The sequence below is a fragment of the Paraburkholderia sp. Cy-641 genome, assembly GCF_011752945.1.
Classification (GTDB): domain Bacteria; phylum Pseudomonadota; class Gammaproteobacteria; order Burkholderiales; family Burkholderiaceae; genus Paraburkholderia.
In genome coordinates this window covers 1-26,838 of the sequence record NZ_VWWM01000003.1, presented here as the reverse complement: position 1 = coordinate 26,838, position 26,838 = coordinate 1, and the positions used below count along the sequence as shown (strand labels likewise).

21 protein-coding genes are annotated in these 26,838 nt (G+C 62.2%); 6 read left to right on the top strand and 15 right to left on the bottom strand.

Annotated elements, in window-relative coordinates:
* Positions 1-95 precede the first annotated feature (95 nt).
* The 4 genes from F3J20_RS02410 to F3J20_RS02395 form a co-directional block, all read right to left on the bottom strand.
* Positions 96-824: an SDR family oxidoreductase gene (locus F3J20_RS02410; RefSeq protein WP_167281703.1), complete on the bottom strand. Its 729-nt coding sequence runs from the start codon at positions 822-824 to the stop codon at positions 96-98.
* Positions 825-861: 37 nt separating this feature from the next.
* Positions 862-2,163 (bottom strand): MFS transporter, encoded by a 1,302-nt coding sequence (locus tag F3J20_RS02405; RefSeq protein ID WP_167281702.1) that lies wholly within the window; start codon positions 2,161-2,163, stop codon positions 862-864.
* A 96-nt stretch (positions 2,164-2,259) separates the two neighbouring features.
* Positions 2,260-3,018: an SDR family NAD(P)-dependent oxidoreductase gene (locus F3J20_RS02400; RefSeq protein ID WP_205192819.1), complete on the bottom strand. Its 759-nt coding sequence runs from the start codon at positions 3,016-3,018 to the stop codon at positions 2,260-2,262.
* Positions 3,015-3,536, bottom strand: coding sequence for a 2,4'-dihydroxyacetophenone dioxygenase family protein (locus F3J20_RS02395; RefSeq protein WP_167041924.1), 522 nt, complete (start codon positions 3,534-3,536; stop codon positions 3,015-3,017). The genes F3J20_RS02400 and F3J20_RS02395 overlap by 4 nt, the downstream gene beginning before the upstream one ends.
* Positions 3,537-3,844: 308 nt before the next feature.
* Here F3J20_RS02395 and F3J20_RS02390 point away from each other — a divergent pair, with 308 nt between their 5' ends.
* Positions 3,845-5,257, top strand: a complete 1,413-nt coding sequence (locus F3J20_RS02390; protein ID WP_167281700.1) for a trypsin-like peptidase domain-containing protein — start codon at positions 3,845-3,847, stop codon at positions 5,255-5,257.
* A 65-nt stretch (positions 5,258-5,322) separates the two neighbouring features.
* On the opposite strand, the gene F3J20_RS02385 is transcribed toward F3J20_RS02390, so the two are convergent.
* The 4 genes from F3J20_RS02385 to F3J20_RS02370 form a co-directional block, all read right to left on the bottom strand.
* Positions 5,323-6,819, bottom strand: coding sequence for an efflux transporter outer membrane subunit (locus F3J20_RS02385; RefSeq protein ID WP_240162679.1), 1,497 nt, complete (start codon positions 6,817-6,819; stop codon positions 5,323-5,325).
* Positions 6,820-6,850: 31 nt separating this feature from the next.
* Complete coding sequence (locus tag F3J20_RS02380) at positions 6,851-10,063, bottom strand: multidrug efflux RND transporter permease subunit (RefSeq protein ID WP_167281697.1); 3,213 nt, start codon at positions 10,061-10,063, stop codon at positions 6,851-6,853.
* Positions 10,064-10,074: 11 nt separating this feature from the next.
* Positions 10,075-11,268: an efflux RND transporter periplasmic adaptor subunit gene (locus F3J20_RS02375; protein ID WP_167281695.1), complete on the bottom strand. Its 1,194-nt coding sequence runs from the start codon at positions 11,266-11,268 to the stop codon at positions 10,075-10,077.
* 879 nt (positions 11,269-12,147) lie between these two features.
* A complete protein-coding gene (locus tag F3J20_RS02370) occupies positions 12,148-13,611 on the bottom strand; it encodes an amino acid permease (RefSeq protein ID WP_167281693.1) in 1,464 nt (487 codons plus the stop codon).
* 848 nt (positions 13,612-14,459) lie between these two features.
* Here F3J20_RS02370 and F3J20_RS02365 point away from each other — a divergent pair.
* Positions 14,460-17,402: a GH92 family glycosyl hydrolase gene (locus F3J20_RS02365; RefSeq protein ID WP_167281692.1), complete on the top strand. Its 2,943-nt coding sequence runs from the start codon at positions 14,460-14,462 to the stop codon at positions 17,400-17,402.
* Positions 17,403-17,772: 370 nt separating this feature from the next.
* Here the strand turns inward: F3J20_RS02365 and F3J20_RS02360 are convergent, their stop codons facing one another.
* The 7 genes from F3J20_RS02360 to F3J20_RS02330 all read right to left on the bottom strand — a co-directional run bounded on the left by F3J20_RS02360 (position 17,773) and on the right by F3J20_RS02330 (position 24,824).
* Positions 17,773-18,840, bottom strand: coding sequence for a porin (locus tag F3J20_RS02360; RefSeq protein WP_167281690.1), 1,068 nt, complete (start codon positions 18,838-18,840; stop codon positions 17,773-17,775).
* Positions 18,841-18,998: 158 nt separating this feature from the next.
* Complete coding sequence (locus F3J20_RS02355; RefSeq protein WP_167281689.1) at positions 18,999-20,339, bottom strand: MFS transporter; 1,341 nt, start codon at positions 20,337-20,339, stop codon at positions 18,999-19,001.
* Positions 20,340-20,450: 111 nt separating this feature from the next.
* Positions 20,451-21,386, bottom strand: a complete 936-nt coding sequence (locus tag F3J20_RS02350; protein ID WP_167281687.1) for an amidohydrolase family protein — start codon at positions 21,384-21,386, stop codon at positions 20,451-20,453.
* Between the two features lie 19 nt (positions 21,387-21,405).
* Entirely contained in the window at positions 21,406-22,089 is a 684-nt protein-coding gene (gene ligK, locus F3J20_RS02345; protein WP_167281686.1) for a 4-carboxy-4-hydroxy-2-oxoadipate aldolase/oxaloacetate decarboxylase, read from the bottom strand.
* Positions 22,082-23,119 (bottom strand): amidohydrolase family protein, encoded by a 1,038-nt coding sequence (locus F3J20_RS02340; protein WP_167281684.1) that lies wholly within the window; start codon positions 23,117-23,119, stop codon positions 22,082-22,084. The genes ligK and F3J20_RS02340 overlap by 8 nt, the downstream gene beginning before the upstream one ends.
* A gap of 32 nt (positions 23,120-23,151) precedes the next feature.
* Positions 23,152-23,811: a substrate-binding domain-containing protein gene (locus tag F3J20_RS02335; protein WP_167042010.1), complete on the bottom strand. Its 660-nt coding sequence runs from the start codon at positions 23,809-23,811 to the stop codon at positions 23,152-23,154.
* 113 nt (positions 23,812-23,924) lie between these two features.
* The gene (locus F3J20_RS02330) at positions 23,925-24,824 is read right to left on the bottom strand and encodes a LysR family transcriptional regulator (RefSeq protein WP_167041950.1); all 900 of its coding nucleotides are present in this window, start codon (positions 24,822-24,824) and stop codon (positions 23,925-23,927) included.
* A 308-nt stretch (positions 24,825-25,132) separates the two neighbouring features.
* Between F3J20_RS02330 and F3J20_RS02325 the strand changes: the two genes are divergently transcribed.
* The 4 genes from F3J20_RS02325 (at position 25,133) to F3J20_RS02310 (ending at position 26,592) form a co-directional block, all read left to right on the top strand.
* Positions 25,133-25,336: a hypothetical protein gene (locus F3J20_RS02325; RefSeq protein WP_167281682.1), complete on the top strand. Its 204-nt coding sequence runs from the start codon at positions 25,133-25,135 to the stop codon at positions 25,334-25,336.
* 4 nt (positions 25,337-25,340) lie between these two features.
* On the top strand, positions 25,341-25,574 hold the full coding sequence (locus F3J20_RS02320; protein ID WP_167281681.1) for a hypothetical protein: 234 nt from the start codon (positions 25,341-25,343) through the stop codon (positions 25,572-25,574).
* A gap of 264 nt (positions 25,575-25,838) precedes the next feature.
* Positions 25,839-26,354, top strand: coding sequence for a DUF2778 domain-containing protein (locus F3J20_RS02315; RefSeq protein WP_167042011.1), 516 nt, complete (start codon positions 25,839-25,841; stop codon positions 26,352-26,354).
* Positions 26,335-26,592 carry a hypothetical protein gene (locus F3J20_RS02310; RefSeq protein WP_167041952.1) on the top strand — a complete coding sequence of 86 codons (258 nt, stop codon included), beginning with the start codon at positions 26,335-26,337 and terminating at the stop codon, positions 26,590-26,592. The genes F3J20_RS02315 and F3J20_RS02310 overlap by 20 nt, the downstream gene beginning before the upstream one ends.
* Positions 26,593-26,838 lie beyond the last annotated feature (246 nt).

The window sequence follows — 26,838 nt, the reverse complement described above, 5'->3', positions numbered from 1 at the left end:
TGCAGCGGAAGTCGGCATCGGACAGGAGCAGGGCGCGGGGAGGCCATTATGCCTTCATTCGCACGGCCGAACGATCGCGACGCCGCTTCATGCCGTCACGCGACGAGGTAGCCGCCGTCGACCGCGACGATCGCGCCCGTCATGAACGACGCCGCCGGCGTGCAGAGAAACACCGCAACCTGCGCGACCTCGTCGGGCGTACCCCAGCGGCGCAGCGGCGTGCGCTCGAGAATCGCCTGCGAGCGGCCGTCGTCGCTCTGCAGCGCCTCGGTGAGCGGCGTCGCGATCCAGCCCGGCGCGATCGCATTGACGCGGATGCCGTCGGCCGCGTAGGCGAGCGCGAGCGACTTGGTCAACTGCGCGACCGCGCCCTTGCTCGCGCTGTAGGCGGGCACGAGACCGCCGCCGAAAAAGCTCAGCATCGACGCGGTGTTTACGATGCAGCCGCCCGACGCCTTCAGCAAGGCGCGCGCGGCCGTGCAGACGCGCATCGTGCCATGCAGGTTGATGTCCATCACGCGCTCGAACACGTCGATCCGATGCTCGTCGCCACGGCTGATGACGCCCGCGCAATTGACCACGATGTCGAGACGTTCGAACGCGTGCAGCGCGGCGGCAATGTCGTCGTCCGAACGCACGTCGAGCGTGACGCGCCGGACCGCGCGGTTCAATGCGTCCGGCGCGCCTTCGGGCAACGGCACACCGGCTGCCACGACGTGTGCGCCGAGTTGCGCGAGCGCATTCGCGATTGCCGCGCCGATGCCGGAAAAACCGCCCGTCACGAATGCGGTCTTGCCTTCGAGTAGATCGTTCTGGAATGTCATGTGAGTCGCAGCTTCTGGAGGGTGGTCGGGCGAAGGTTCAGGTCGGTTGCGTCTCGATCGAACCGGACAGCGGCACGGGCGCCACTTCCCTGACGACGAACAGGTAGACGAGCGCCGCGGCGAACGCGACGCCCGCGCTGATCAGCAGCGCATTGACGAACGAGTGCGTCTGATCGACGACGATGCCCGTGATGACCGGCGCGAACGAGCCGCCCAGATAGCCGCCGAAGTTTTGCATGCTGCCGAGCGACGCCACCAGGTGGCGCGGCGCCGCGACGCTGACGAGCGCCCACGCGCTGCCGCTCGACAGGTTGACGAACAGCATCGCGAGCGACACGTAGACGATGGCGAGCGTCGTGCTCGGCGTGTACGCGGCCGGCACCGTGAACGCCGCGGCGCCGACGAGGCCGATGCACAGCGGCCACTTGCGACTGCGGATCGGCGCCATGCCGCGCTTGAGCAGGGCGTCGGCGATATAGCCGCTGCTCGCCATGCCGATCGTACCGAAGATATACGGAATCGACACGAGCCAGCCGGTGTGCGCAATGCTCAGATGCCGCTCGTTCTCGAGATAGCCCGGCAGCCACGTCAGATACAGCCACACCATGTAGATCACGCCCATGAAGCCGAAAATCATGCCCCACGTGTTGCGCAGCTTGAAGAGCGCGCCCCATTCGGCCCAGCTCAGACCCTGCGGATTTTCCGCGACGTTGGCGCCTTCGTTGAGGTGCGCGGTTTCTTCTTCCGTCAGCGCGATTTCGCTGCGATTGCGATAGACCATGTACCACGCCACCGCGACGATAACGCCGAGCACACCCATGATGACGAACATCGTTCGCCATCCGAAAGAAAGCATCAGCACGGTGAGCAGCGGCGGCGCGATCATCGGCGCGACGGTCGACGAGGAAATGAACGTGCCGATCGGTGCGCCGCGTTCGCGCACCGCGAACCATTCGTTGACGACCTTCGCGCCGGCGGGAAAGAGCGGCGCCTCGGCCACGCCGAGCACGACGCGCGCGCTCAGGAAGTGATTGAGCGTCTGAATGAAGCCGCCCGCGACCTGCGCGACCGACCATACGAGCATGCCGAGCCCGAGCATCACGCGCGAGCCGAAACGATCGAGCAGTGCGCCGACCGGCAACTGCGCGAACGCGTACGAAAGAGAAAACGCGGACAGCAGCAAACCCATCTGCGAGGCCGACAGATGCAGTTCCTCGCTCACCAGATGATTCGCGATCGACAGCGTGCTGCGATCGAGATAGTTGACGATGCCCGCAACCGTCAGGAAGACGACCGCGACCACCTGGATCCGTTTCAGACGCTGTGACTTCTGAAGCATGTTTGTCTCCTGCGCAAGGTGTCCTGCCGATGTAGGAATGGTGCTGCCATGCCGCGGTTTTTCTACAAGATTTTTCTGCAAGCTCGCCGGTGGGCGTCAATAGGTCGAGCGCCCTCCCGACAGATCGAAGATCGCACCCGTGCTGAACGAGCAGGAATCCGAACAAAGCCACAGCACGAGTTGCGCGACTTCTTCGACGGTGCCGAGCCGCTTCATCGGGCTCTTGTCGATCATCGTTTGCACGTGTTGCGGCGACATCTGTTCGAGCAGGGTGGTTTGCACCGCGGCGGGCGCGATGCCGTTCACGAGAATGCCGGTCTGCGCGAGCTCCTTGCCGAGCGATTTGGTCATCGCGATCACGCCGGCTTTCGCCGCGCTATAGGCGGACGCATTCGGCGTGCCTTCCTTGCCCGCAAGCGATGCAACATTGACGATGCGCCCGGCGTTCGCGCGCCGCATCGCCGGCACGACGAAGCGGCTCACGTGATAGGTGCCGAGCAGGTTCACGTCGATCACGCGCTGCCATTCGAGCGGATCGTATTCGTCGAGCGGCAGCGTCGGCCCCGCGAAACCCGCGTTGTTGACGAGGTAGTCGATGCGGCCGTAAGCGTCGAGCGTCGCGGCGAGCGCGGCCTCGATCGACGCGGGCTGCGTGATGTCGACCTCGAAGTGGCGAGGCACATCGGGCGTGTCCTCGGCGCCCGGCACGCGGTCCCAGTTGAGCGCTACCGCGCCATCGCGCGCGAAAGCCTCGCAGATCGCGCGGCCAATGCCGGTGGCCGCGCCGGTCACGACCGCGATGCGCCCGGAGAAATCGTATCGGGCGGCGCGGGTACGCATGGCGGGCGCGCTCATCGGATGAACTGGTCGACGTAGTCCTCGCCGAGACCGACCGCCGCGTAGTGCTTGCGGCACATGTCGATCTTCGTGAACACGTCCTCGTAGCCGGTGTAGTTGCCGTACGGGTCGCAATAGAACATCACGCCGTTGACCTGAAAATACGTGATCATTTCCTCGACGTCGTCGGGCACGTAGAGCGTATGCGTTTCGCCCGGCGGCTCGTATACGTAGCTGCCTTCGGTGGCGACCCAGTCGTGCTCCAGGTAACGCCAGCGGCCCTTGAGCACCATGCCGTGCACGCTCTGCGGATGACGATGACGGCTCAGCACGCCCGACTTGCGCACGCGCAGCAGATTCATCCAGTAACCCTGCGACGCATTCAGACACAGCGGCCGGAACGACACGTTTTCGGCTTGCGGCACCCACACGCGCTCATCGGTCGGAATGGCGAAGGGCACGACGATTTCCTGCTGCGCTTCCTTGGGGAACGGCAACTGGTACGGCGTCATCTCGGAGCGATTGGCCTCGGGCATGGGAGTTCCTTGTGAAATTACCGAATGTCCACAATGTGGATATTAAGTCCACGATATGGCTATTATCGGAACCGCTTCCGGTGAGGTCAATCCTGGGGAAATCACGGGGGCCGAGATGAAAAAGCGCGGAAAAAAGACCTGCGCAATCCTCGCCGCAAACGCGTGTGATGTACGGATAAGCCTGCAAAACAGGACTCGCGAGCGCCTTCTGCGGTGCTTTCAGATCGCTCACTATCTTTAAGACTGCTTTAAGTGGGGGCCACTACATTACGCATCCACCTCGTAACCCATCGCAACAATCTCCCACTATGACCACCAAGAAATATTGGCGCGGCAGCGCGGCAGTCTGCGTCGTACTCGCGATCGGCGGCGCCTATACGCTTAGCCATCGCAATGCCGATGCATCCGTCAGCGATGCGCAAGGCCCGGTGTCATCGCTGCGTGCGGCATCGGACATCATCGGGTCCCGTTCGTCCGCGCCGGACTTCTCCGGCATCGTGTCGCGCTATAGCCCGGCGGTCGTGCATATCGGCGTGAAAGAGGCCGCGTCCGTCGATGAAAACGGCGAACGCAAAAGCGGTGGCGAAGCGCTCGGTTCGGGCTTCATCATCAGCCAGGACGGGTACATCCTGACCAACAACCATGTCGTCGACGGCGCGAGCAGCGTGAGCGTGAAACTCACGGACGGCCGCGAATTCCGCGCCCGTGTGATCGGCAAGGACAAGACCACCGACGTCGCCGTGGTGAAGATCGAAGCGACGAATCTGCCGACCGTGAAGATCGGCAATCCCGACAACAGCAAGGTCGGCGAATGGGTGGTGGCAATCGGCTCGCCGTACGGCTTCGACAGCACGGTGACCTCGGGCATCATCAGCGCGAAATCGCGCTCCTTCTCGGACGACAGTCCTATCCCCTTTATCCAGACCGACGTGCCGGTCAATCCCGGTAACTCGGGTGGTCCGCTGTTCAATCTGAACGGCGAAGTGATCGGCATCAACTCGATGATCTATTCTCGCACCGGCGGCTTCCAGGGCCTGTCGTTCGCGATTCCGATCGACGCGGCCATGCACGTGAAAGACCAGCTCGTGAGTACCGGTCACGTGACTCGCGGCCGTATCGGCGTGGGCGTGCAGCCGCTTAGCGCCGAGCAGGCGAAGAAGCTCGGCCTCGATTCGGCGGCCGGCGCGCTGGTCGGCTCGGTCGATCCGAGCGGCCCCGCACAGGCGGCCGGCTTGCGGCAGGGCGACGTGATCGTCGCCGTGAACGGCAAGCGGATCGGCAACACGACCGAACTGGTCGGGCAGGTCGCGCAACTGTCGCCCGGTACCGACGCGACGCTCAACGTATGGCGCAATGGCGGCGAGCGCAAGCTGTCGATCACGGTGGGCGCGCAGTCGTCCGACGTGGCGTCGGCCGAACCGCGCATGCAGCAGGAGCCTCGGCAGCAACAGGGCCGTCCGCGTCTCGGCGTGGCCGTGCGTCCGCTCAGCGAAGACGAGCAGCAGGAAGCGTCGTTGCCGGGTGGCGTGATCGTGCAACAGGCCACAGGCCCAGCCGCCGAGGCCGGCATCGAGGCCGGCGACATCATCGTTGCGGTCGACGGCAAAGTGATTCACGGCGTCGAGCAACTGAAGCGCATGATCGCCCAGGCCGACGACAGTGTGTCCCTCACCGTCGTGCGCAATGGCGAAGAAGCATCGGTCGACGTCACGCTCGGCTGACCGGTTTGACCCTCCGGCGCAATGCCGGCGGCGGGCACGACGCCCAGGAAGCGCGCGTGCCTCGATCAATTGGGCGGATGCGCTCCGTTCACCTGTGAGGTTCGCTGCGACGTGCCTTGCACCGTAGTGGGCGGCACGTCGCCTGACGCATCAGGCGTACGAGGCGCATCGGGGCCGCCACCCAGTGCAACATACAGCGATACGCCATTCTGCAAAGCGGTCGCGCGCAACTGGATCAGTTGCTGCTCGGCCGAGAACAGATTGCGGCGCGCGTCCACGACCTCGAGATAGATCGAGATCCCGTTCTCATAGCGCAATTCGGCTGTTTCGGCGAGTTGCCGCTGCGCCTCGACGGCCTGCTCCTGCGCCGCGATCTGTTCCTTGTAGCGCTGCCGTCCGATCAATGCATCGGATACCTCACGAAATGCGTTCTGCACGGTGCGCTGGTAATCGGCCACCAGTTCGTCGCGCCGTGCGCGCGCCTGCGCCAGTTGCGCCTGACGTTGACCCGCATCGAAAATCGGCATGCCGACGAGCGCACCGACCGACCACGCCTGCTTGCCGGGCACGAACAGGTCGCCGAGTTCCGGCGACACGTAGCCGAAGCTGCCCGTCAACGCGATACGCGGGAAGAAGTTCGCGCGCGCCGCGCCGATATCGGCATCCGCCGCGCGCAGTTGCTGCTCGGCCTGCTGGATGTCGGGACGATTGACGAGCAGCCCGGACGGCAACCCCGGGTCGAGGTCGCCGAACTGCCTCGCGTCGGCGATCGGCGTTGCGAGCGGCAGCGTATCGCCAAGCGGTCCGCCGACCAGCACTTCAAGCAGATTGCGCTGCTGCGCGGTGGTCCGCTGCAACTCCGCGAGCTGCGTCTGCGCTTGCGTGACGAGCACGGCGGCCTGTTCGTAATCGACCGTCGACGTAACGCCCGCATCGAGCCGCAGCTTCGCGACATCGAGCGCATAGCGGCGCGTTTCGAGCGTACGCTGCGCGAGTTCGACGCCTTCTTCGCCCGAGCGGATCGCGTAGTAGTTCGCCGCGACGTTGCCGATCAGCGACAGACGAAACGCGCGTTGCGCCTCGACGCTCGCGAGATATCGGCGGCGGGCCGCCTCGCTCATGTTGCGCACGCGTCCCCAGAAGTCGAGTTCGAACGACGTCACCGCGGCTTGCACGTTGTACTGATTGAATTTGACCGATACGTCGGTGTTGTCGAACTCGGGGTCGATCGAGCCGAGCGGAGCCTTGGTGCGCGTGGCGCTCGCGTTGGCATTGACGTGCGGCAAACGCGCGGCGTTCTGGATGCGATAAAACGCCTGCGCCTGCTCGATGCGCGCCATCGACGCCGCGAGATCGCGGTTGTGCTGCAACGCCGCCTCGATCAGCAGCTTCAGTTGCGGATCGGCGAAGAAGGTTTGCCAGTCGATCTCGCTGGCGAGATGCGTGGTAGCCGGATTGACCGTCTCCATCATGTCGAAGTGATCGGCAATCGGCAGATCGGGCTGCTGATACCTCGGCGCAAAATTGCAGGCGGCCAGCGAACAGCAGAAAAGCGGAAGCATCAGGCGCGTAGGCAAGTTCCTGTAGGGTCGCTTACGCATCGCGTGACCCTCCGCTTAATTCTCCGGCTCCCGGCACGGGTGCCGACGCGGGTGTCGGAGAATCGTCGTCGTCGAGATCGACAGGCCGTTTCTTGCGGCTCAGCCAGCGGCGCGTAGCCACATAGAACAGCGGCGTGAAGAAGATGCCGAACAGCGTCGCCGTCAACATGCTGCCCATCACGCCGGTGCCGACCGCGCGCCGGCTCGCCGCGCCCGCGCCGGTCGCGAGCACGAGCGGCAGCATGCCGAGCACGAACGTGACGCTCGTCATCAGGATTGGACGCAGGCGCTGTTGTGCGCCGTTCTTCGCGGCCGTCATCGCATCCGTTCCTTCGGATTCCTCCTTGATGGCGAACTCCACGATCAGAATCGCGTTCTTCGCCGCGAGCCCGATGATCGTCACCAGCCCGATGTTGAAGTACACGTCCGCGGAAAGGCCGCGCAGCATCGTCAGCAGCACCGCGCCGATCACGCCGAACGGAATGATCAGCAGCACCGCCACCGGAATCGCCCAGCTCTCGTAGAGCGCCGCGAGCAGCAGGAACACGACCACGAGCGAGAGCCCGAGCAGCATGCCGATCTGGCCGGCCGCCTGTTTTTCCTCGAAGGCGGTGCCGGTCCATTCGTAGGTGAGATTGCCGGTCAGCACGTGCGAGGCGATACGCTCCATCTCGGCGATCGCCGCGCCGCTCGAACGGCCCGCAGCGGCCTGGCCCGACAGCGTCGCGGAGGGAAAGCCGTTATAGCGTTCGAGCTGCTGCGGCCCGGAAATCCAGCGCACGCGCGTGAACGCCGAGAACGGCACCATTTCGCCGCGGTTGTTGCGCAAGCGCAGCGAGGTCACGTCCTCGTCGCGCATGCGCTGCTCGGCATCCGCTTGCAGCAGCACGCGCAGTACATTGCCCTCGAATACGAAGTCGTTCACGTAGTTCGAACCGAACGTCAGCGCGAGCGCCTGATTGACCTGGCCGATCTGCAAACCGAGCGCGCGCGCCTTTACGCGATCGATATCGACGTAAAGCTGCGGCGCTTCGGGCATGCCCTCGGTACGCACGCCTGCGAGCAGGGGACTTTGCGATGCCTCGATCATCATGCGCCGCGCGGCCTGCTGCAGCGCTTCGCCGCCAACGCCGCTGCGGTCCTGGATCTTCATCGTGAAGCCGGTTGCATTGCCGAGCGATGGAATCGGCGGCGGATCGAGCGCGAAGATGACGGCCTCGGGAATCTGCCGGAACGCGGCATTTGCGCGGCGCACGAGCGCGCTGGCCGAATTCGCCTCGCCGGAGCGTTCGTTCCAGGGCTTCAGATCGACGAACGACATCGCCGCCGATTGCCCCTGGCCGAAGAAGCTGAAGCCGGTTACCGAAGCGACGTTGCGCACCTGCGGCTGTCGCCGCAAGAACGCCTCGACCTGATCGACCGCGCGTTGCGTGCGCTGCTCGGTGGAACCCGGCGCGCCGGTATACGTGACGAAGATATGCCCCTGATCCTCGGTCGGCAGAAAACCGGTCGGCAGGCGTACGAAGAAATACGCGGTGATTACGCAGGCCGCGACGAACACGAACAGCCAGCGCAACGGCGAGCGCAGCATCGAATCGACGCCGCCGATATAGCGGCCGGTGCCCGCGTCGAGACCGCGATTGAAGCCGTCGAATACCCGCTGCAGTAGACGCGAGGCCGCGTTTTTCGGCGGCCCGCTGGCCTCTTCGCTGCGCAGCAGTGCCGCGCACAAGGCCGCGCCGAGCGTGAGCGCCAGCAGCGTCGAGAGCGTGATCGACACGGCCAGCGTGACCGAGAACTGCCGGTAGATGCCGCCCGTCGAGCCGGGGAAAAACGCCATCGGAATGAACACGGCGACGAGCACGAGCGTACTCGCGATCGCCGCGCCCGAAATCTGGCCGATCGCCTTGACGGTCGCGCGCGGCGCGCTGAGTTTTTCCTCGCGCATGATGCGCGCAACGTTTTCGACGACGACGATCGCATCGTCGTTGAGGATACCGATCGCGACGACCATGCCGAACAGCGACAGGATGTTGATCGACAGCCCGAACAGATAGAGCCCCGCGCAGGTGCCGATCAGTGCGATCGGTACGACGATCGTGGGAATCACGGTCGCGCGCCAGTCCTGCAGGAACAGGAACACGACGACGGTCACGAGCAGCAGCGCCTCGACCATCGTCTGCATGACGCCGTGCACGGAAGTCGTGATGAACGGCGTGGTGTCGAACGGCACGGTCCACGTCATGCCGCGCGGGAAGGTTGGCTCCAGCTCGGTCATGCGCTGGCGCACCGCCCTGGCAACCGCAAGCGCATTGGCACCGCTCGCAAGCTGGATCGCGATGCCGGCCGACGCCTTGCCGTTCACGGTCAGCCGGTTGCCGTAGCTGTCGTTGCCGAGTTCGACGCGAGCGACGTCGCCGAGGCGCACGGTCGAACCGTCCGGATTGGCGCGCACGATGACCTCGCGGAACTGCTCGGGCGTCGAGAAGCGGCTTTGCGTGACGATCTGTGCAGTGAATTCGGAGCCCGGCGCGATCGGCTGGTCGCCGAGGCCACCGCCCGCGGTCTGACTGTTCTGTTCCTGGACCGCCTGCAACACCTCGCTCGCGGAGAGACCGAAGCCCGCGAGCTTGCGCGGATCGAGCCAGATTCGCATCGCGTACGACGAGCCGAAAAGCTGCACGTCGCCGACGCCGTCGATGCGGCGCAACTCGTTGACGATATTGTTCGACGCAAAGTTGCCCATCGCGACCGCGTTGGTGGCGCCGTCGGTCGCCTGCAGCGCGAGCAGCATCAGGAAGCCGGATGAAGCCTTGGTCACGCTCACGCCGATCTGCCGGACTTCGAGCGGCAGACGCGGCTCGACACGGCTCAGGCGGTCCTGCACCTGGCTGCGCGCGATGTCGAGATTGGTGCCGGGCTTGAGCACGACCGTGATCTGCATCGTGCCGTTGGCGCGGCTCACCGACGACATGTAGAGAAAATTCTCGATGCCGTTCATCTCGTCCTCGATGATCGAGGTGACAGTGCGTTCGAGCGTGCGCGCATCGGCGCCGCTGAAGACCGCCGAGATGCTCAGCGATGGCGGGGCAACATCGGGATACTGCTCGACCGGCAGCAGCGCAACCGCGATCCCGCCGAACAGCACCGTGAAGAGGGCGATGACCCACGCGAAGACCGGACGGGCGACGAAGAATCGATTCATCGGCGGGCCCGTCAGTGCGTGATCGAAGCGGCGGCGGGCGACGCTGGTGGCCCGTCGGTCACGGGCCGTGCCTCGACGCGCTGACCCGGCTGCACCTTCTGCCAGCCATCGACGATCAGACGCTCGCCGGCCTTGAGCCCATCGCGCACGGTCCAGCGGCCTTCGCCCTGTTCGCCGAGATCGACGTTGCGGCGAACCACGGTGCCGTCGTCGGCCACGAGCGCGACGCTCGCCACGCCGTTATCGAGCTGCACCGCGCGCTCGGGAATGCGGATGCCGCGCAGATTGCCCGCCGCGATGATGCGCCCGCGCACGAACTGCCCCGGCAATAGCGTGCGCGCAGGATTGGCGAATTGCGCGCGCACGGTCTGCGTGCCGGTGGACGGATCGACGACGAGATCGGCGAAGTCGAGAAAGCCGCGCTCGCTGTAGACCTGGCCGTTGGCGAGAATCAGTTGCACCTCGACGTGCTTCATGTCGGTCGGCTTGCGCGCGCCCGACTGGATCTGCTGCTCGATGTCGAGGATTGCTGTGTTCGACTGCGTGAACACGGCGTTGATCGGCGTAAGCTGATTGACCTGGGTGAGCAGGGTGGCCGCGCCCGCGCTCACCAGCGCGCCTTCGGTGACGAGCGCGCGGCCCGCGCGCCCGGCGATCGGCGTGCGCACGATGCAGCGGTCGAGCCGTAGCTGCGCCAGCGAAACGGCTGCCCGAGCATCGGCAACGTTGGCCTGGGCCTGCTGCTGCGTCGCGAGCGCGGCGTCGTATTCCTGCGCACTCACCGCATGGCGGCCGACGAGCGGCTTGAAGCGATCGACAACCGAAGCCGCGTTGTCGCGTACGGCGGTCGCACGCGCGAGTGCCGCCTGCGCCTGCTGCAATTGTGCGCGATAGTCGCTGGGGTCGATCTGAAACAGCGGCGCGTTGGCCGCTAGGTCCGTGCCTTCCTGGTAGAGCGTGCGCTGAACGATACCGTCGACGCGTGCGCGAATCTCCGCGGTGCGCACCGCCTCGATACGGCCGGGCAGTTCGACCACATCGGCGACAGGCGTAGTCGAGATCGTTTCGACGAGCACGGGGAGCGGCGGCATCGATGCGGCGGTGGGGGCTTCCTGCCGGTCGTTGCAACCGGCAACGAGTAGCGGCAAACCCGCGATCAGAAGCAGTACGGCACGACTACGCAGACGGTATGCGGAGCAGAGCAAGAGAGACTCCTCGGTGAAGGCACTACTCTTTTTACGCGTGAGATCGACTACGGTTTAACGGCGTTATGCTTGATTGCGCCAGGCGCTATTGAACGGGCGGACACGACAATGCCCGAAAAGATTTCCGTTGATCGTACATTGTCTGGATAACTTGTCAATTTATTTTGGGTGTTGCGAGTTGAATAAACTCGCAACAGGAGAGATGTCATTGAATTCACAATTAAGTAAATTTCACAAGAAACGACAATGAATTCACAAATGAGAACTTTGCATGACGATGCTTTTTAAATGGATTTCTGTGAGTTTTTTCTCGCATGCAAATGGCACGCCACCCGAGCAGCTAAATACAGAAGTGTGCCGACAAATAGCGTGGCCAGTGCCCAGTAGAGCAGCAGGACGAGTACTTCCATATCGTCGGGATTGGCAAGCTCGTCGTTGCCTGTAGCAGACAGAAGCGATGAACCTATCCACCGAGTCCGGCATATTGAAAGGCAATCTGTCGATTACATAGGTCAGTTGCCATCCGCCAATCATGGATAGCGCAACGAGAACCGGAGCGGCCAATATCTTCGTGGCAATTTTTCTCATATATTTTGCAGCGGTACGGAAACCGGTCAATGTGCCTCTTATATTGATTCAAAAAACTGCCTGGCTGGATTTACCGTTCATTGACGCGTCGACAACGGCACTCCTGCTTTCAAGCAGCAAGTCGTGGAGTGCGCAGAGTAGGGCAAGGTAGAGATAAGAAAAATCGGAAAACTCTGAAAAATTGCAGAGCTAAGTATTCTGCCGATTTCGGTTGAACGACCAACCTCATAAGAAGCACAAGAAAAAGAGCCAGGCGCAGCACTTTCCGCAAACGCCCGGCCCCCCAATCGCTCACCGGCGCCGCTCCGGATTCCGCAGCGCCGAATGATTGCGCCCATACGACAGATAAATCGCCATCCCGATCACGAGCCACACGACGAGCCGCAACCATGTAATGAGCGGCAGCCCCACCATCAGCAGCAGACAGAACAGGATGCCCAGCACCGGCACGACCGGCACGCCGGGCACGCGGAACGGGCGCATCGCGTTCGAATCGCTGCGGCGCAGATAGATCACCGCGCCGCACACGAGGATGAACGCGAACAGCGTGCCAATGCTGACCATCTCGCCCAGCACGCCGATCGGCGTCAACGCGGCGACCACCGCAACGACCGCGCCGATCAGCATCTGGCTCAGATACGGCGTCTGCAGACGCGGATGCACGTTCGCAAAGAGCGGCGGCAGCAAGCCGTCCTGCGACATCGTGAAAAAGATGCGGCTCTGTCCATAGAGCAGCACGAGAATCACGGTCGTCAGCCCCGTCAGCGCGCCGATCTTGATCAGGATCGCGAACCAGTTCAGGCCGATCGCGTCGACGCCTTTCGCGATCGGATCGGGAACGTTCAGATCGGCGTAGGGCACGAGCCCGGTGAGCACGCCCGCAACGAGGATATAGAGCACCGTGCAGATGACCAGCGAACCGAGGATGCCGATCGGCATGTCGCGTTGCGGCTGTCGCGCTTCCTGCGCGGCAGTGGACACCGCATCGAAACCGATGAACGCGAAGAACACCACGGCCGAGCCGCGCAGAATGCCGCTCATGCCGAAGCTGCCGAACTGCCCGGTATTGGCCGGAATGAACGGATGCCAGTTTTCGGGCTTGATGAAGAACACGCCGATCGCGATGAACGCCACCACCACCACGAGCTTGATCGCGACCATCACGTTGTTGAGCCGCGCGGATTCTTTGGTGCCGAGCACGAGCATCGTCGTGAGGATCGCGACGATGAGCACGGCCGGCAGATTGACGAGGCCGGTGACGCTCGAACCGTCGGCGAGCTTGACGACGGTGCCGGGCGCGGCGGCGAGAGCCGGTGGAATGTTGATGCCCACGTTGCGCAGCAGACTCACAATATAGCCCGACCAGCCGACCGCGACGGTCGCCGCGCCCATTGCATATTCGAGGATCAGGTCCCAGCCGATGATCCACGCGAAGATCTCGCCGAGCGTCGCATAGGTGTACGTGTAACTGCTGCCGCACACGGGCAGCATCGCCGCGAGTTCCGAGTAGCACAGGCCGACGAACGCGCACGCGATGCCGCCCAGCACGAACGACAGCGTGATGCTTGGGCCTGCGAATTGTGCGGCGGCCGTGCCGGTTAGCACGAAAATGCCCGCGCCGATGATCGCACCGATGCCCATTGCCGTGATGCTGGCCGCGCCGAGCGTTTTCGACAGCGCGTGGGCGCCTTCCACGTCGGCGCTTCCGACGATATCGGCGATGGTCTTGCGCGCCATGTAATTCGTATTGGCCATGATGATCGTCCCGTTCAGATGATGATGGGTCACGAACCGGCCCGGCTTGCGTCGGCTCGCGAAGCACGGCAAACAACATCCGTTCCCGAGGAACGGCAGCGGTAAAGCAGAAGCAAGCCCGATGGAAGAAGGTTGAATTCAGTGTATGCCGGATTAAAAGCAAAGGGAAATATCCGCAGGTTTTATCGACAGCGAAAAGACGCGGGAGATGTTCTCTCGTGGCGTATTTGATGCACGGCAAGAATCTGGATTCGCGGATTGCGATTACAAGCTCTCCTATCGATTAAGTGGATTATTGCAATGTGCACTTGCGGAATTCACGGAAAGAAGAGAGTGCGCGATCCTTGTTATAGCGGAACACATGGGTGCGCCCGCAGCGCAGCACTACGCAACGATCGTGACAGGCGGCTTCAAGAACGAGTGAAGCAGCAAGACACGACTGCTACCTTCGTGCCTGACGCGCTATCGCGATACCGGTCTTCGCAACGGACTGAAGCACGAAACCATCCGTCGTCTCCTCACCATCAACACACGTCGCGACCGCTGCGGCATGCGCCGCGAAACACGGTAAAGCGTTTTCCCCATTACTTTACGAATACCTGACACCTTCACGCCCCAGTCATGTTTATTAAACGAAATCGTTATATTTCACACTGATAATGCCGCCCATCGCGATATTCCAAATGGATTGCGCTGCCTTTTCGTAACCGGACCGGGAGACCGTTCCAGTTGGCGAGGCCGTTGTCCGCCCAGTTTATTCATGTAGTTTCAGATCAATAAGAATGAATTAACGGAATCTGGCGGCGTAACGTACGCCGGATATTTTATTTTTAATAGGGCAATTGGGTATGTTAAATAAAATACGGCTTGGGGCGGTAGGAACACTTACCACATTAATCCTGGCGGGGTGCGGGGGCAGCACGAACAACACGGCTCCGTCGTCGCCGTCATCGCCGCAGGGCGGATCGCCGACCTCGCCTGGCGGGTCGACCACGACGCCGCCGTCGGGTGGCTCGACGACCCCGCCGGTCGCGCAGTCGCTGACGCAATACGTCAATCCGCTGATCGGCACGGCGCCGGGCACTTCGCCGACGCCGACTGCGCACGGCGCGGGAGGCAACACGCTGCCGGCGGCCGGACTGCCGTCGGGCATGGTGCAGTGGGGGCCCGATACCAATACGACGCCGGCTTCCAGCTCCACCGCCGAACCGGGTTCGCCCTCTGGCTACTACTACGACCTCAACTCGATCGCGGGTTTCAGTCTGACGCACATGAGCGGCACCGGCGGGCAGGGCAACGACGGTGAAATTCCGTTTGTCGCGACCACCAGCCTCGCGAATCTGACGCCGACGTTCTCGCACACGAACGAGACGGCCAAGCCCGGCTACTACGCCGTCGCGCTCGACAACTCGGTGAAGGTCGAGCTGACCGCCACGCTGCGCACGGGCTTCGGGCGCTTCACGTTCCCGGCGAACAACCCGGCGTTCATCCATATCGACACCACCCGCACCAATACGCTGCAATCGACGACGGGTCAGATTACCCAGATCTCGAGCACCGAAGTCGCGGGCTATACGGTGGGCGGCAATTTCGAAAGCTCGTCGAGCCGCGTGCCGGTTTACTTCTACGCCGAGTTCAGCCAGCCGATCCAGTCCTCGACGGTCAGCGCCGGCGTTGCCGACCTGTCCTTTGCGCCGGGCGCGCAAGTGCTCGTGAAGGTCGGCATTTCGTACGTCAGCATGGCCAATGCCAAGCAGAATCTCGACACCGAGAATGCCGGCTGGGACTTCGACGGCATCAAGAATGCCGCCGACACGGCCTGGAATCAGCGCCTCAGCACGATCGCCATCACGCCGAGTTCGAGCGACTCGATGACCAACTTCTACACGGCGCTCTACCACGCGCTGTGGGCGCCGAGCATCTTCAGCGACACGAACGGCCAGTACCTCGGCTTCGACGGTACGGTCCACACGGTCGCCAACGGCCAGAACGCGCAGTACACCGGCTTCTCGAACTGGGACGTCTATCGTTCGCAGATGCCGTTGCGCGCAATGCTGTTCCCGACCGAGACGAGCGACATGGTGCAGTCGCTGCTCAACGACGCGGACCAGTGCGGTGCGATTCCGCGCTGGGTCAACGACAACTACGATTCGGGCACGATGGTCGGCGACGGCGGCACGAACATCGTGGCGACCGCGTACGCGTTCGGCGCGCAGAAGTTCGACACGACCGGCGCGCTGAATCACATCATGGCGCAGCTGAACACGAACAACCTGGCCGTGTGCAAGAACTCGGGCGGCAGCACGATCGGCGTGAACGGCGGGCGGTCGACCTATCTGAAGTTCGGCTACATCACGTCGGGCGAAAGCGCGATCGCGTCGTCGAGCCTCGAATACAACCAGACCGATTTCGCCGCCTCGCAATTTGCGGCCGCGCTCGGCAACACGTGGATGGCGAAGCAGGCGCTGGGCCGTTCGGCCGGCTGGCAGTACTCGATCGACACCGCCGATACGCCGCCGCTGCTCACCGCGCGTACGACGGGCGGGGCATACACGAACGAAACCCAGAGCAGTACTGACAATTACGAGCAAGGCAGCGCGGAGCAGTACACGTGGATGGTGCCCTGGAATCTTTCCGGACTCGTCTCGCTGCTCGGTGGCAACAGCACGGTGCAGACACGCCTCGACACCATGCAGACCCAGCTCAATGCCGGCAACGGGTCGCCTTACCTGTACATCGGCAACGAGCCCTCGTTTGCGATTCCCTGGGTGTACAACTGGGCTGGCGCACCGTCCAAGACGTCCGACCTGATTCAGAAAATCGTCACGACGCAGTTCGCGGCGACGCCGGGCGGTCTGCCGGGCAACGACGATATGGGCGCGATGTCGAGCTGGTATGTCTGGGCGATGATCGGCATGTATCCGGAAGTCCCCGGCGTGGCGGGTTTCGCATTGCATAGCCCGCAGGTTGCAGCAGCCACGATCACGCTGGAGAACGGCAAGCAGATCAAGATCACGGCTCCTGGCGCACCGAACTCGAACTACGTGCAGTCGCTGATGGTCAACGGCAAGGCGGCCAATGCGCCGTGGCTGTCGTTTGCCGACGTCTCGAACGGCGGCTCGCTCGCCTATTCGATGGGCAGCTCGGCATCGAGCTGGGGTACCGATCCGTCCAATCCGCCGCCGTCGTTCGGTCTGCCTGAATACACGAGCCTCGCCGACGCCTTCAACAACCAGGGCTTCAGCCTCGACGGCAGCAGCGCTACCGCCGGTACCGGCGCGGCATTCGACGGCAGCCTGAACAGCCTGTCGACGACGGCCCTCGTGGCAGCGATCGGTTCGTCGGGCAGCGTGACGACGCTCGGCGCAACGTTCTCGTTGCCGGTCAACCTGACGCAGAACCAGCAGTCGCTCGATAACGTGGTCGTGGCCGGTCAGACGATCGACATGCCGGCCGGTTCGAAGGGTTCGAGCCTCGTGTTCCTCGGCGCATCGGGCAACGGGCCGAGCACCGGCACGGTGACGGTCCACTACACGGACGGCACGAGCCTCTCCGCATCGCTGACGCTCGACGACGGCACGTTGAATGGCGGCGGCGGCACGCTGACGAATACGGCCGCGGTGACGATGACCTATCGCAACAACGCGTCGGGTGCCCGTGACAACACGAAGAGCTATCTGTTCTCGCAGGCGATCGCGATCGACCCGACCAAGATCGTGCAGAGCGTGACGCTGCCCGCGAATGTCAGCGCCGGCAAGATGCACGTTTTCGGCATCTCGGTAGCGGGCTGATGGAAATACGCGTATCCGGCCATGATGACGGTTTGATTGACGTCATGACGGCGGGATGCGCGGTTCGATGAATCGATCGTTTCGGGTTGCGGGGTTGTCCTGGAATGTGTGGCGAGGATGGTCGATTCAGGTATTGATGGACAAACGAACGCCCGCGTATAGCGGGCGTTTTACTTTCTGCCATGTTTTTCGCGGGCGGTAGCTACTGTTCTACGACGAAGCGCTTTCAGCGAACCAATGCCGTGGTGTCATAGTGCCGGTGGCGTGGTTGCTCCGCTATTGGGCAAAGGCCACGAAAGACTGCGAAGTCGCGTCATTGACTGGATGGCGACAAAGTTGACCGGGAAGCTGAACCGGAAATCCCCTCGCATCAAAACAGATGCCGGATCCCCGCACCATAGGTGCTGCCCGAAGGATGCGCGGAAATCCTGTCGTACGAATACACACCATAGACATCCGTGCGTTTCGAGAGATAGTAGTCGTAGCCGATCGATCCCGTGTTATGCACCGAATCCTGGTTTGATGACGCGCTCTGCCGGGTGGTGGCCCATGAGGCGAGTATGTACGATACCGCAGTCACCGGAACGGATACGCCGAGCTGGTACGTATGCGTGCCAATGTGCGAAGTCGTGGTATTCGTGGTCTGGAGTGTGCCGTAGAACTTCGCGAACTGCGCGTTATAGGTCGCACCCGCGAGGTAGAGCGTTTGATCCACCCCAGGAGAATTCGGCGCCCCTCGCACCCGCTGAGCCGAAAACGCGGCCTGCACAGGCCCATGCTCGTAGACGAGGTGCAGGCCGAGATTGTCGCGCCCCTGCTGACCCGTCGCGCTGCTGACCGAATACTGAACGACACCCGTTAGCCCGTAGAACGAAGGCGAATAGTAGCCGAGCGTATTGCCCCAGACGGTATCGCCGATCACCTGTCCGTTGTAGCCTGCCACGTACGACTGCACGACGAGCGGCGAAAACACGACGGACGATCCGAACGGATTGAGCATGCTCTGGTTCAGATACGTCTGCGTCGTCTGCAGGCCGAACTTGACTGTCCCGTAGGTGTCGTTTGCCAGCCCCACATACGCGTTACGCGAGAACAGGCCATCGGTGGTGTTGCGGCCCATCTGGCCGGTATTGGGCCGAAAAAAGCTTTCGAGCTTGAAAATGACGCGAGTCCCGCCACCCAGCGCCCCATTGCCGCTCATGCCCCAGTATGAGGTCGTGAGTCCGCCGCCGCCCATCTGAACCGTCCCCTTCGGTGTCGTGCTGAGCTTCGACTGGGTAACGTACGTGCCGATCAAACCGTACAGGTTAACCGACGACGAATCGTCGCCTGAAAGCGTGGCCGCATGCGCATCGCCCACACACATGGCAAGAGAGGCACAGGCGAGAGAGGCAACGCTGATTGCACGAAGCTTTCCGGATCCCGGGCTTTGATTCATGATTTGTCATCCTGATTAATTGTTATTTTTTCGACACCTGTCCGGGGCGTCGGCCACGAGCCGCACCCCGATGACAGGATCGAAACGAAGAGATAAGGTGGATCGGAGCGACGACAGTACCGGCTGAAGCGGATACGCCCCGATGCCGCGAAAACCCGCTATGCCGCCGGCACGGAAGATTCGTCCATCGCGCCCTTCGTCTCCGGCATCAGGAATACGACGGCCAGATACACGAGGCTGACGAGCGCGCTGACCGTAGCCAGCGTCATCGGCAGGGCGCCGACGTCGGTCGCGAGCAGCGAGACGAGGGTCGGCATCGAGCCGCCGATGGCAAAGCCCACGTTCCACGAGATGGCGGTGCCACTCGAACGGATCGCAGTCGGAAAGCGCTCATTGAGCACGATCACGAGCGGTGAATAGCAGAACGTGCCGATGGAGCTGAGTGCAATCGTATAGACCGCGATTGCGCCGATTCCCTCGGCATGGGTCAACCCGAGGTACAGCAAGGGGATCGACACCAACGAGATCAGGCCGTAGAAAAGCATCGCGCGCCGCCGGCCGATGCGGTCCGTGAGCGCGCCCGCCAGCACCGACGTCAGGCTCACGCACACGGCGGACACGCTCAGGATCATACCCATCGTGGTGTGCGGTACGTGATTGACGATCTTCAGGAATGTCGGCAGGTAACCCGAAGTGAGATACGACAGGCCGCCGCCGGCGAGGGTCAGCAATACGCACCCGACCGTGATGCCCACGAAGCCGCCGCTCAGCGCACTGGCCTTCTTCTGCGGCCTCGTCGGTTCCGCCCGATGTTGCGCCGCAAGTGCGAGCCACAGCGGCGACTCCTGAAGGCGCGTGAAAACGAACAGGCCAAGCAGCGAACTCGCGAGGCCGGAGAAAAACATGATGCGCCAGCCCCACGCCGTGAATGCCGCGGGCGGAATCAGGGCACTCACCAGCACGAAGATAAGGGAGGCGAAGAGCTTGCCGATGCCGGAGCCGCCACCGCAGATGATCCCGGAAGCCAACCCCCGGTACTTCGGACCGATCGATTCGGTGCCGAGCGTATGGGTGGCCGCAACCATTCCGCCCATATATACGCCCTGAATCAGGCGCAACAGCAAAAAGAGCATCGGCGCGAGGATGCCGATGCTCTGATAGGTTGGGATCGTGCCCATGAGTGCCGTCGATACGCCCACCCCGACGGATGCGACCACCAGCGTCTTCTTGCGGCCATGACGATCCGAGTACCGGCCGAACAGATAGCCGCCGACCGGACGCATGATCAGCGTCGCCGTGAAAGCACCGTAGACTGCGGCCAGCGAGAGCATCTGCCGCGACGAGTCGAAGAATACCGTGGCGAGTATCGGTGCCACGTACAGCAGGATAAAGAGGTCGAAGAGGTCGAATGCCCAGCCAAGACAGGACATCGCAACTGCCTGCGATTTCTGCCAGGGGGTGAGTACGAGACCCGCGGCTTGGGTAGGCGCGGATTGCACGGGGATGTCTCCTTGTATTATCGATGAGTGAAGTGGCGGGCCCGAGGGGCCTGAGAGTCACGGCACGTTGCCATGCCCGCCACGAAATCCAGGCAGTGCGGGAAAAACTGTTCAGGTTTCCTCTGGCCAGTACAGGCGCATCGGATTATCGACCAGCAGGCTCTTCTGAAGCGCTGCCGTCGGCGCGATCTGCGGAATGAAGTCGACCAGCAGGCCATCGTCGGGCATGTGCGCGGTCAGGTTCGGATGCGGCCAGTCAGTACCCCAAAGCACGCGATCCGGGAAAGTTTCGACGAGGCGGCGGGCAAACGGCACGACGTCGCGATAGGCCGCGCGCTGACCATCCAGCGCAGCCGGACCGGAAACGGAAAGACGCTCCGGGCAAGTGACCTTGGACCACACGTTCGGGTTCTCGCGCATGAAGCGCACGAAGAGCTCGAATTCGGGACCGTCGACCGGCTTCGTCACATCCGGGCGCCCCATGTGGTCTACAACAACGGTAGTCGGCAACGAGGTGAAGAAGTCCCACAACTCCGGGAGATCCGGTGCCTCGAAATAGATCACGACATGCCAGCCGAGCGGAGCAATGCGGTGAGCCATTTTCAGCAGTTCATCGGCAGGCGTGATGTCCACGAGACGCCGAACATAGTTAAAGCGCACACCGCGCACGCCCACGTCGTGCAGGCGTTGCAGTTCCGCGTCGGTAACGTCGAAAGGCAGCGTGGCGACGCCCCGCGCACGCCCATTCGAATGAATCAGCGCATCGACCATCGCGCGATTGTCGGACCCGTGGCAGGTCGCCTGAACGACCACGTTGCGTGCAAAGCCGAGATGATCGCGCAGCGCGAAGAGCTGTTCCTTCGAGGCATCGCACGGCGTGTACTTGCGTTGCGGTGCGTACGGGAACTGCTCGCCCGGACCGAACACGTGGCAATGCGTGTCCACGGCGCCGGCGGGCAGGGCGAATAGCGGGCGGCTCGGGTTTTCCAACCAGTCGAGCCAACCCGGCGTTTTCTCGAAGGGACCCGTGGTGATTCTGGAATTCATGCTGGACATGTGCGTCTCCTCAATCAACGTAGCGGAGGCCGGCTTTCGCCAGCGGCTCGCGCATGCCGTACATATCGAGCCCCAGCACGCCGCTGGCGAGCTTTTCGCGTTTGCCCGCTTCATTGGCCTCGCGCGACCTCGCGGCTTCGAGTGTCTCTTGCGCGATACCGCGCGGCACACAGACCACGCCGTCGTCGTCGGCCACGATCACGTCACCTGGCGTGACGAGCGCACCGGCACACACCAGCGGGATGTTCACGGAACCGGGCGTGGCCTTGATCGTCCCCTTCGCGCTGACGAAACGGCTCCAGACGGGAAACTGCATCTCCGTGAGCGTCCTGACGTCACGCACGCCCGCGTCGATCACGAGCGCGCGCGCGCCGCGCGCCTTGAAGCTGGTCGCCAGCAGGTCGCCGAAATAGCCATCCGAGCACTCCGCCGTGACCGCGGCAACGACGATATCGCCCGGCTGGATCTGTTCGGCCACGACGTGGAGCATCCAGTTGTCGCCCGGTTGCAACAGGACGGTGACGGCCGTACCGGCAACCTGGGCGCCGGCATAGATCGGACGCATATACGGCTTCATGAGACCGACACGGCCCATGGCCTCGTGCACGGTGGCACAGCCGTAGCTTGCGAATGCGCCGGCAAGCGCCGGCTCCGTGCGTTCGATATGGCGATGTACGACGCCGAGTTCAAACATTCTGTTTCTCCTTCTTTTCGAGTGCCGCGTCCAGACGCGGATAGACACGGCGCGCGTTACCTTCGTAGACCTTGTAACGCTCCTCCGCACTGAGGTTGAGCGTCGCCTCGATGTAGCGCCGCGTATCGTCGTAGTAATGGCCGGTTTCCGGATCGATCCCACGAACCGCGCCGATCATCTCGGACGCAAAGAGGATGTTATCGACGGGAATGACCTTCGTGAGCAGGTCGATACCGGGCTGGTGATAGACGCAGGTATCGAAGAAGACGTTGTTGAGCAGATGTTCCGTGAGCAGCGGCTTTTTCAGTTCCTGCGCGAGACCGCGATAGCGTCCCCAGTGATAGGGTGCAGCGCCGCCGCCGTGCGGGATCACGAACCTGAGCGTCGGAAAATCACTGAACAGATCGCCCTGAACCAGTTGCATGAATGCTGTCGTGTCGGCGTTGATGTAGTGCGCGCCCGTCGTGTGAAAGCATGCGTTGCACGAGGTCGAGACGTGGATCATTGCGGGAACGTCGAGCTCCACCAGCTTTTCGTACAGCGGATACCAGTGCCGGTCCGTGAGCGGCGGCGAAGTCCAGTGACCGCCCGATGGGTCCGGATTCAGATTGACGGCAACGAATCCGTAGTCCCTCACGCATCGTTCGAGCTCGGGAATGCACGAGCGCGGATCGACGCCGGGCGACTGGGGCAGCATGGCCGCGCCGATGAAATGAGCGGGGAAGAGCGCCGAGACGCGATGGATCAGTTCGTTGCAGATCGCCGCCCACGTGCTGCTGACGTTGAAGTCGCCAATGTGATGGGCCATGAAGCTCGCGCGCGGCGAAAACACCGTGAGGTCGGAGCCGCGCTCGCGCATCTTGCTGAGCTGATTATTCTCGATGCTCTCGCGAAGCTCGTCGTCGGTGATGACGAGTTCCGAGACGCGCGGCATCTGTGCGGGGTCCGCGATGCCGGCGATCTGGCGATTGCGCCATGCTTCGAGCGCCTTGGGCGCCGTCGTGTAGTGACCGTGTATGTCGATAATCATGAGGAGTTCTTGAAGAAGGGAAGTGCGCTCGCTCACGCGGGTTCCATGCCGTGGCGATGCTTGAGTTCGTCAGTGATGGCTGAGTGCAGGACCTGAAGCAGATCGCGCGCAGGGTCGGGATGAGCCGCACCCGTGCAAAGCGCGGCGGAGAATGTCGTCACGATCGCGCAGTCGTGCGGCATGGTTCCCAGCACGTCGATGCCGGGCAGATTCATGAGTTCGCTGAGTTGCTGGAAGCCGAGTTCCACGACGCCATCGGCAACAAGCTGGCCGACCGGTACGCCGGGCGCTGCCAGCACGAAGCGATCGGCCATGGCGTCCCGAATCCCCCACGTTTCAAGCAGATTCATGAGGGCCGTGCCGCTCGGTCCCGTGGAATAGCCCACGCTATGCGCGCCGAGCAGCGCTTCGCGCAATGCCTTTGCGTTATGGATCGCGGGATGGGGCGCGCCGGCGCGGACCGCCACGGCGACGTTCGAGCGGGCGACATCGGTCCTGCTGTCGCTCACGAGATGGCCGCTTGCGATCAGTGCGTCGATGGCGTCGCTCGCGAGTACGGCAAGATCGAAGGGATGGCCGTCACGCACGAGCCGCGCGGCATCGACGCCGCCGACAGACCTGAAATGCACGTCGATACCGCGTTGCTCGCGGTATAACGTGCCGATATCGGCGAGCAGCAGGCGGGTCGCCATCGACGAGACGCCGGAAAGTCTCGCGTCGGAACGAACAGAAGCAGCAAAGTTTTCCATGGCCCGATTCTGGCCATTGGGGTATGCATTGCCTAGTACAACGATCCTACTAGCTGCTATAACGATTCGGCATGGGAAACGATCTCGCGCAGCAGCCGGGCGGTCTGCCGCACGAGCCGGCTGGTCGGCTTGTGCGCGGATTCCGCGAGACACAGCGTACTGGTCAGCATGGGGTCCTTGAACGGGCGCAGCGTGAATGCCTTCGGCCGATCCGAGGCGGCAAGCGCTGTCTGGGGCAGTACGGCATGGCCGTAGCCTGCATTGACGAGATCGAGAATGGACGGGACGCTCGAAACTTCCAGGGCGATATTCAGCTTCACCCCGGACATGGCCGCCTGGGTGTCGAGAAGCCGGCGCATCGCGTGAGTGTGTCCGGGAAGAATCAGGGGATAGTCGGCGAGCTGGGAAAAGGGCAGCGGTTTGGCTTTCGCATCGCCACGCGTCGCGCGGCTCACGAGGCCAAGCGCCTCGTCGAGCACGGGCGTGATCTCGATAGCCGGATTGGGTTGGGGATTGTGGATGAGGCCCAGATCCACCCGGCCCATTGCAATCCATTCGACGAGATGGGTCGAAAGCCCCTCGACGATGGCCAGCGATGCAGCCGGCAATTCGCGGCGGAAAGTATCGACAAGGAACGGCGTCAGCCGCCGGGTCATGCTCGGCGGTAGTCCCAGCACGATGTGTCCGGACGGCTCGTCGCGCGCGGCTTCGATGTCTTCGGTGACGCTCGCGACAAGCCGCAGGATGCTCACGCCATGATCGAATAGACGCTTGCCGATTTCGGTCAGGACAACGCCTCGTCCGTTACGGATCAGCAGCGTCGCGCGCAGATCCGTCTCCAGTAGCCGCACCTGACGCGAAAGCGCCGGCTGGGTCATGTTCAGTTGCATGGCAGCCTTGCCGAAGCTGCCCAACTCGGCGACACGAACGAAGTACTCCAGCTGCTTGAGATTCATTTTGCTGTTCGCAAGAGTGGATGCTCCCGATCCCGGGTGCAACGCGGGACATCGGGCACGAAATAAAGGCGCATGCCAGGGGGCACGCGCAAAGCATACTGCAAGTGGATGGCTGCTCCGCGGGAGCGGTTCATGCAACTGAGTCACTACAATAGCGTTCATGGCCGGCGCTCCTCAACGAATGCTGGCTACCAGCCTGAACCCGCAAACACGACATTTCTATTTGGGACCTACAAATTTGGGGGGGGGGGTAATTTAATTTACGTTGAACATATTTTAAGGCTTGGATATCTCAGACCCCGGAGCGCGTGCGGGTCGACGGTAAGGAAGCCGCGGCGCGGCGCCCGTCGCAGCAAGTCCACCTGTATGTCGTGCCGGGTGAGCACCTCATCGCACTCAGCGACGATGGCCACGACGTCGAGGTGACGACGGAGATCGTCGCGCACCCGGACCAGCTGCGACGCTACAGAGTCAGTGTGAGTATGGATACGTTCCGGCTTATCCAGGAGTGACGTGATGACTGGCATCGTGAAGATCGAGATGGAGATTCCACAGGCTGTCTACAATGATCTGCAGGTTGTGGTCGATAGCTGCAACCGGGTTGACCCGAACGAGACGACGCACGGTTCGATGACTGTGCCGAAGTTGCTTGCCATGTTGGCCGAGGACGCGGCTATGACGAATAGCCGGTCCGGTTCGTGGGAAGGCTCCAACATGCAGCAGGTACTCGGCAGCCACGGCTATCAGTGAGGTCGCGCGAGTGGGACAGGTTCGGCGGCGCCGAGCCCAAGGTAATTCGGTACATACTCTCCGCTGCCTGAAAATCCAACGGTGATCGAGTAACCTGCAGGGGGCCGATACAGGAATTTTCTGTCCGTGGGATTAGGAATTTTCTGATTTTTAATAATTCCATATTGTCTGATGTTAATCAGCAACAGGGCATTATTAAGATACCTTGCGCTTTCTCTTACGTGGCATTCTGATTAAATAATCGACACAAGGGGAGTGCATCAATTGGCGTTTTATGGAAAATTTATAATCGATAAGGACAGATCTTCATTGATTATTCCCGGCATTGGTACATTTAAAGCATACTCAGGTGACGGTATCTATCGGAACAAAGGAGGCTGTACTACGGTGCCTGATAATGGTCCGCTTCCAACAGGGATCTATTGGATAGTAGATCGTCCAACAGGCGGATTCAGATCCAGAACTGAAGCGCATGCAAAAGACATCTGGAGCGGCGTAGTCGGCCGACGTACTAATCATGAAGAGTGGTTCGCACTTTATCGTGACGACGGCATTATCGATGACCACACCTGGATTAATGGTGTCGAGCGCGGACAATTCCGCTTGCATCCAGCAGGCGGTCGCGGTCTATCGAAAGGCTGCATTACCCTCCCTGGTTATGCAGATTTCGAAAAAATAAGACGCGCACTCCTGCACACCTTCACTATCCCCGCTCGCAATTCAGGCATTCGTGCATATGGAACGATTGAGGTAACGGCGCATGGCGACACTTGTCCGTAGAATATTTAAAGTAGCGTTATTTATCGGATTATTTCTTCTTTCTGTTCGCTACGTCCATACGTATCCGTTACCGATGCCTGAGGGCCAGATAATGTTCTGGATTGACGCCTCTGACCGACTCGGCATTAGTGACTCCGATAATCTCTATATTCCGACCATGGTCATCATCGATCTGATCGTCGCGATTCTGGCCTACGTGGCGATCCTGAAGCTCTGGAGACGTTACCGGTCTGGTTAATCGTCACCAGTCCTGGCTCGTTCATGGCAGGCTCCGCCGGGTTGCGCGCGGATAGCATGCGCCTCGGGCAGACCTGAACCAGACATTTCTATTTAGCGGAAACCCTACATCTGAACTTGGGACTCACAAATTTTGTCGAGGCCAGATTGAAATGTCCGGTTTCTGGCTAGATAGAAATGTCCGGTTTCACATTGGTTTTGGTCCTGTTTCTTTTTATGTTTGTGGGTTGGGGCGGCGCAGCCGCCC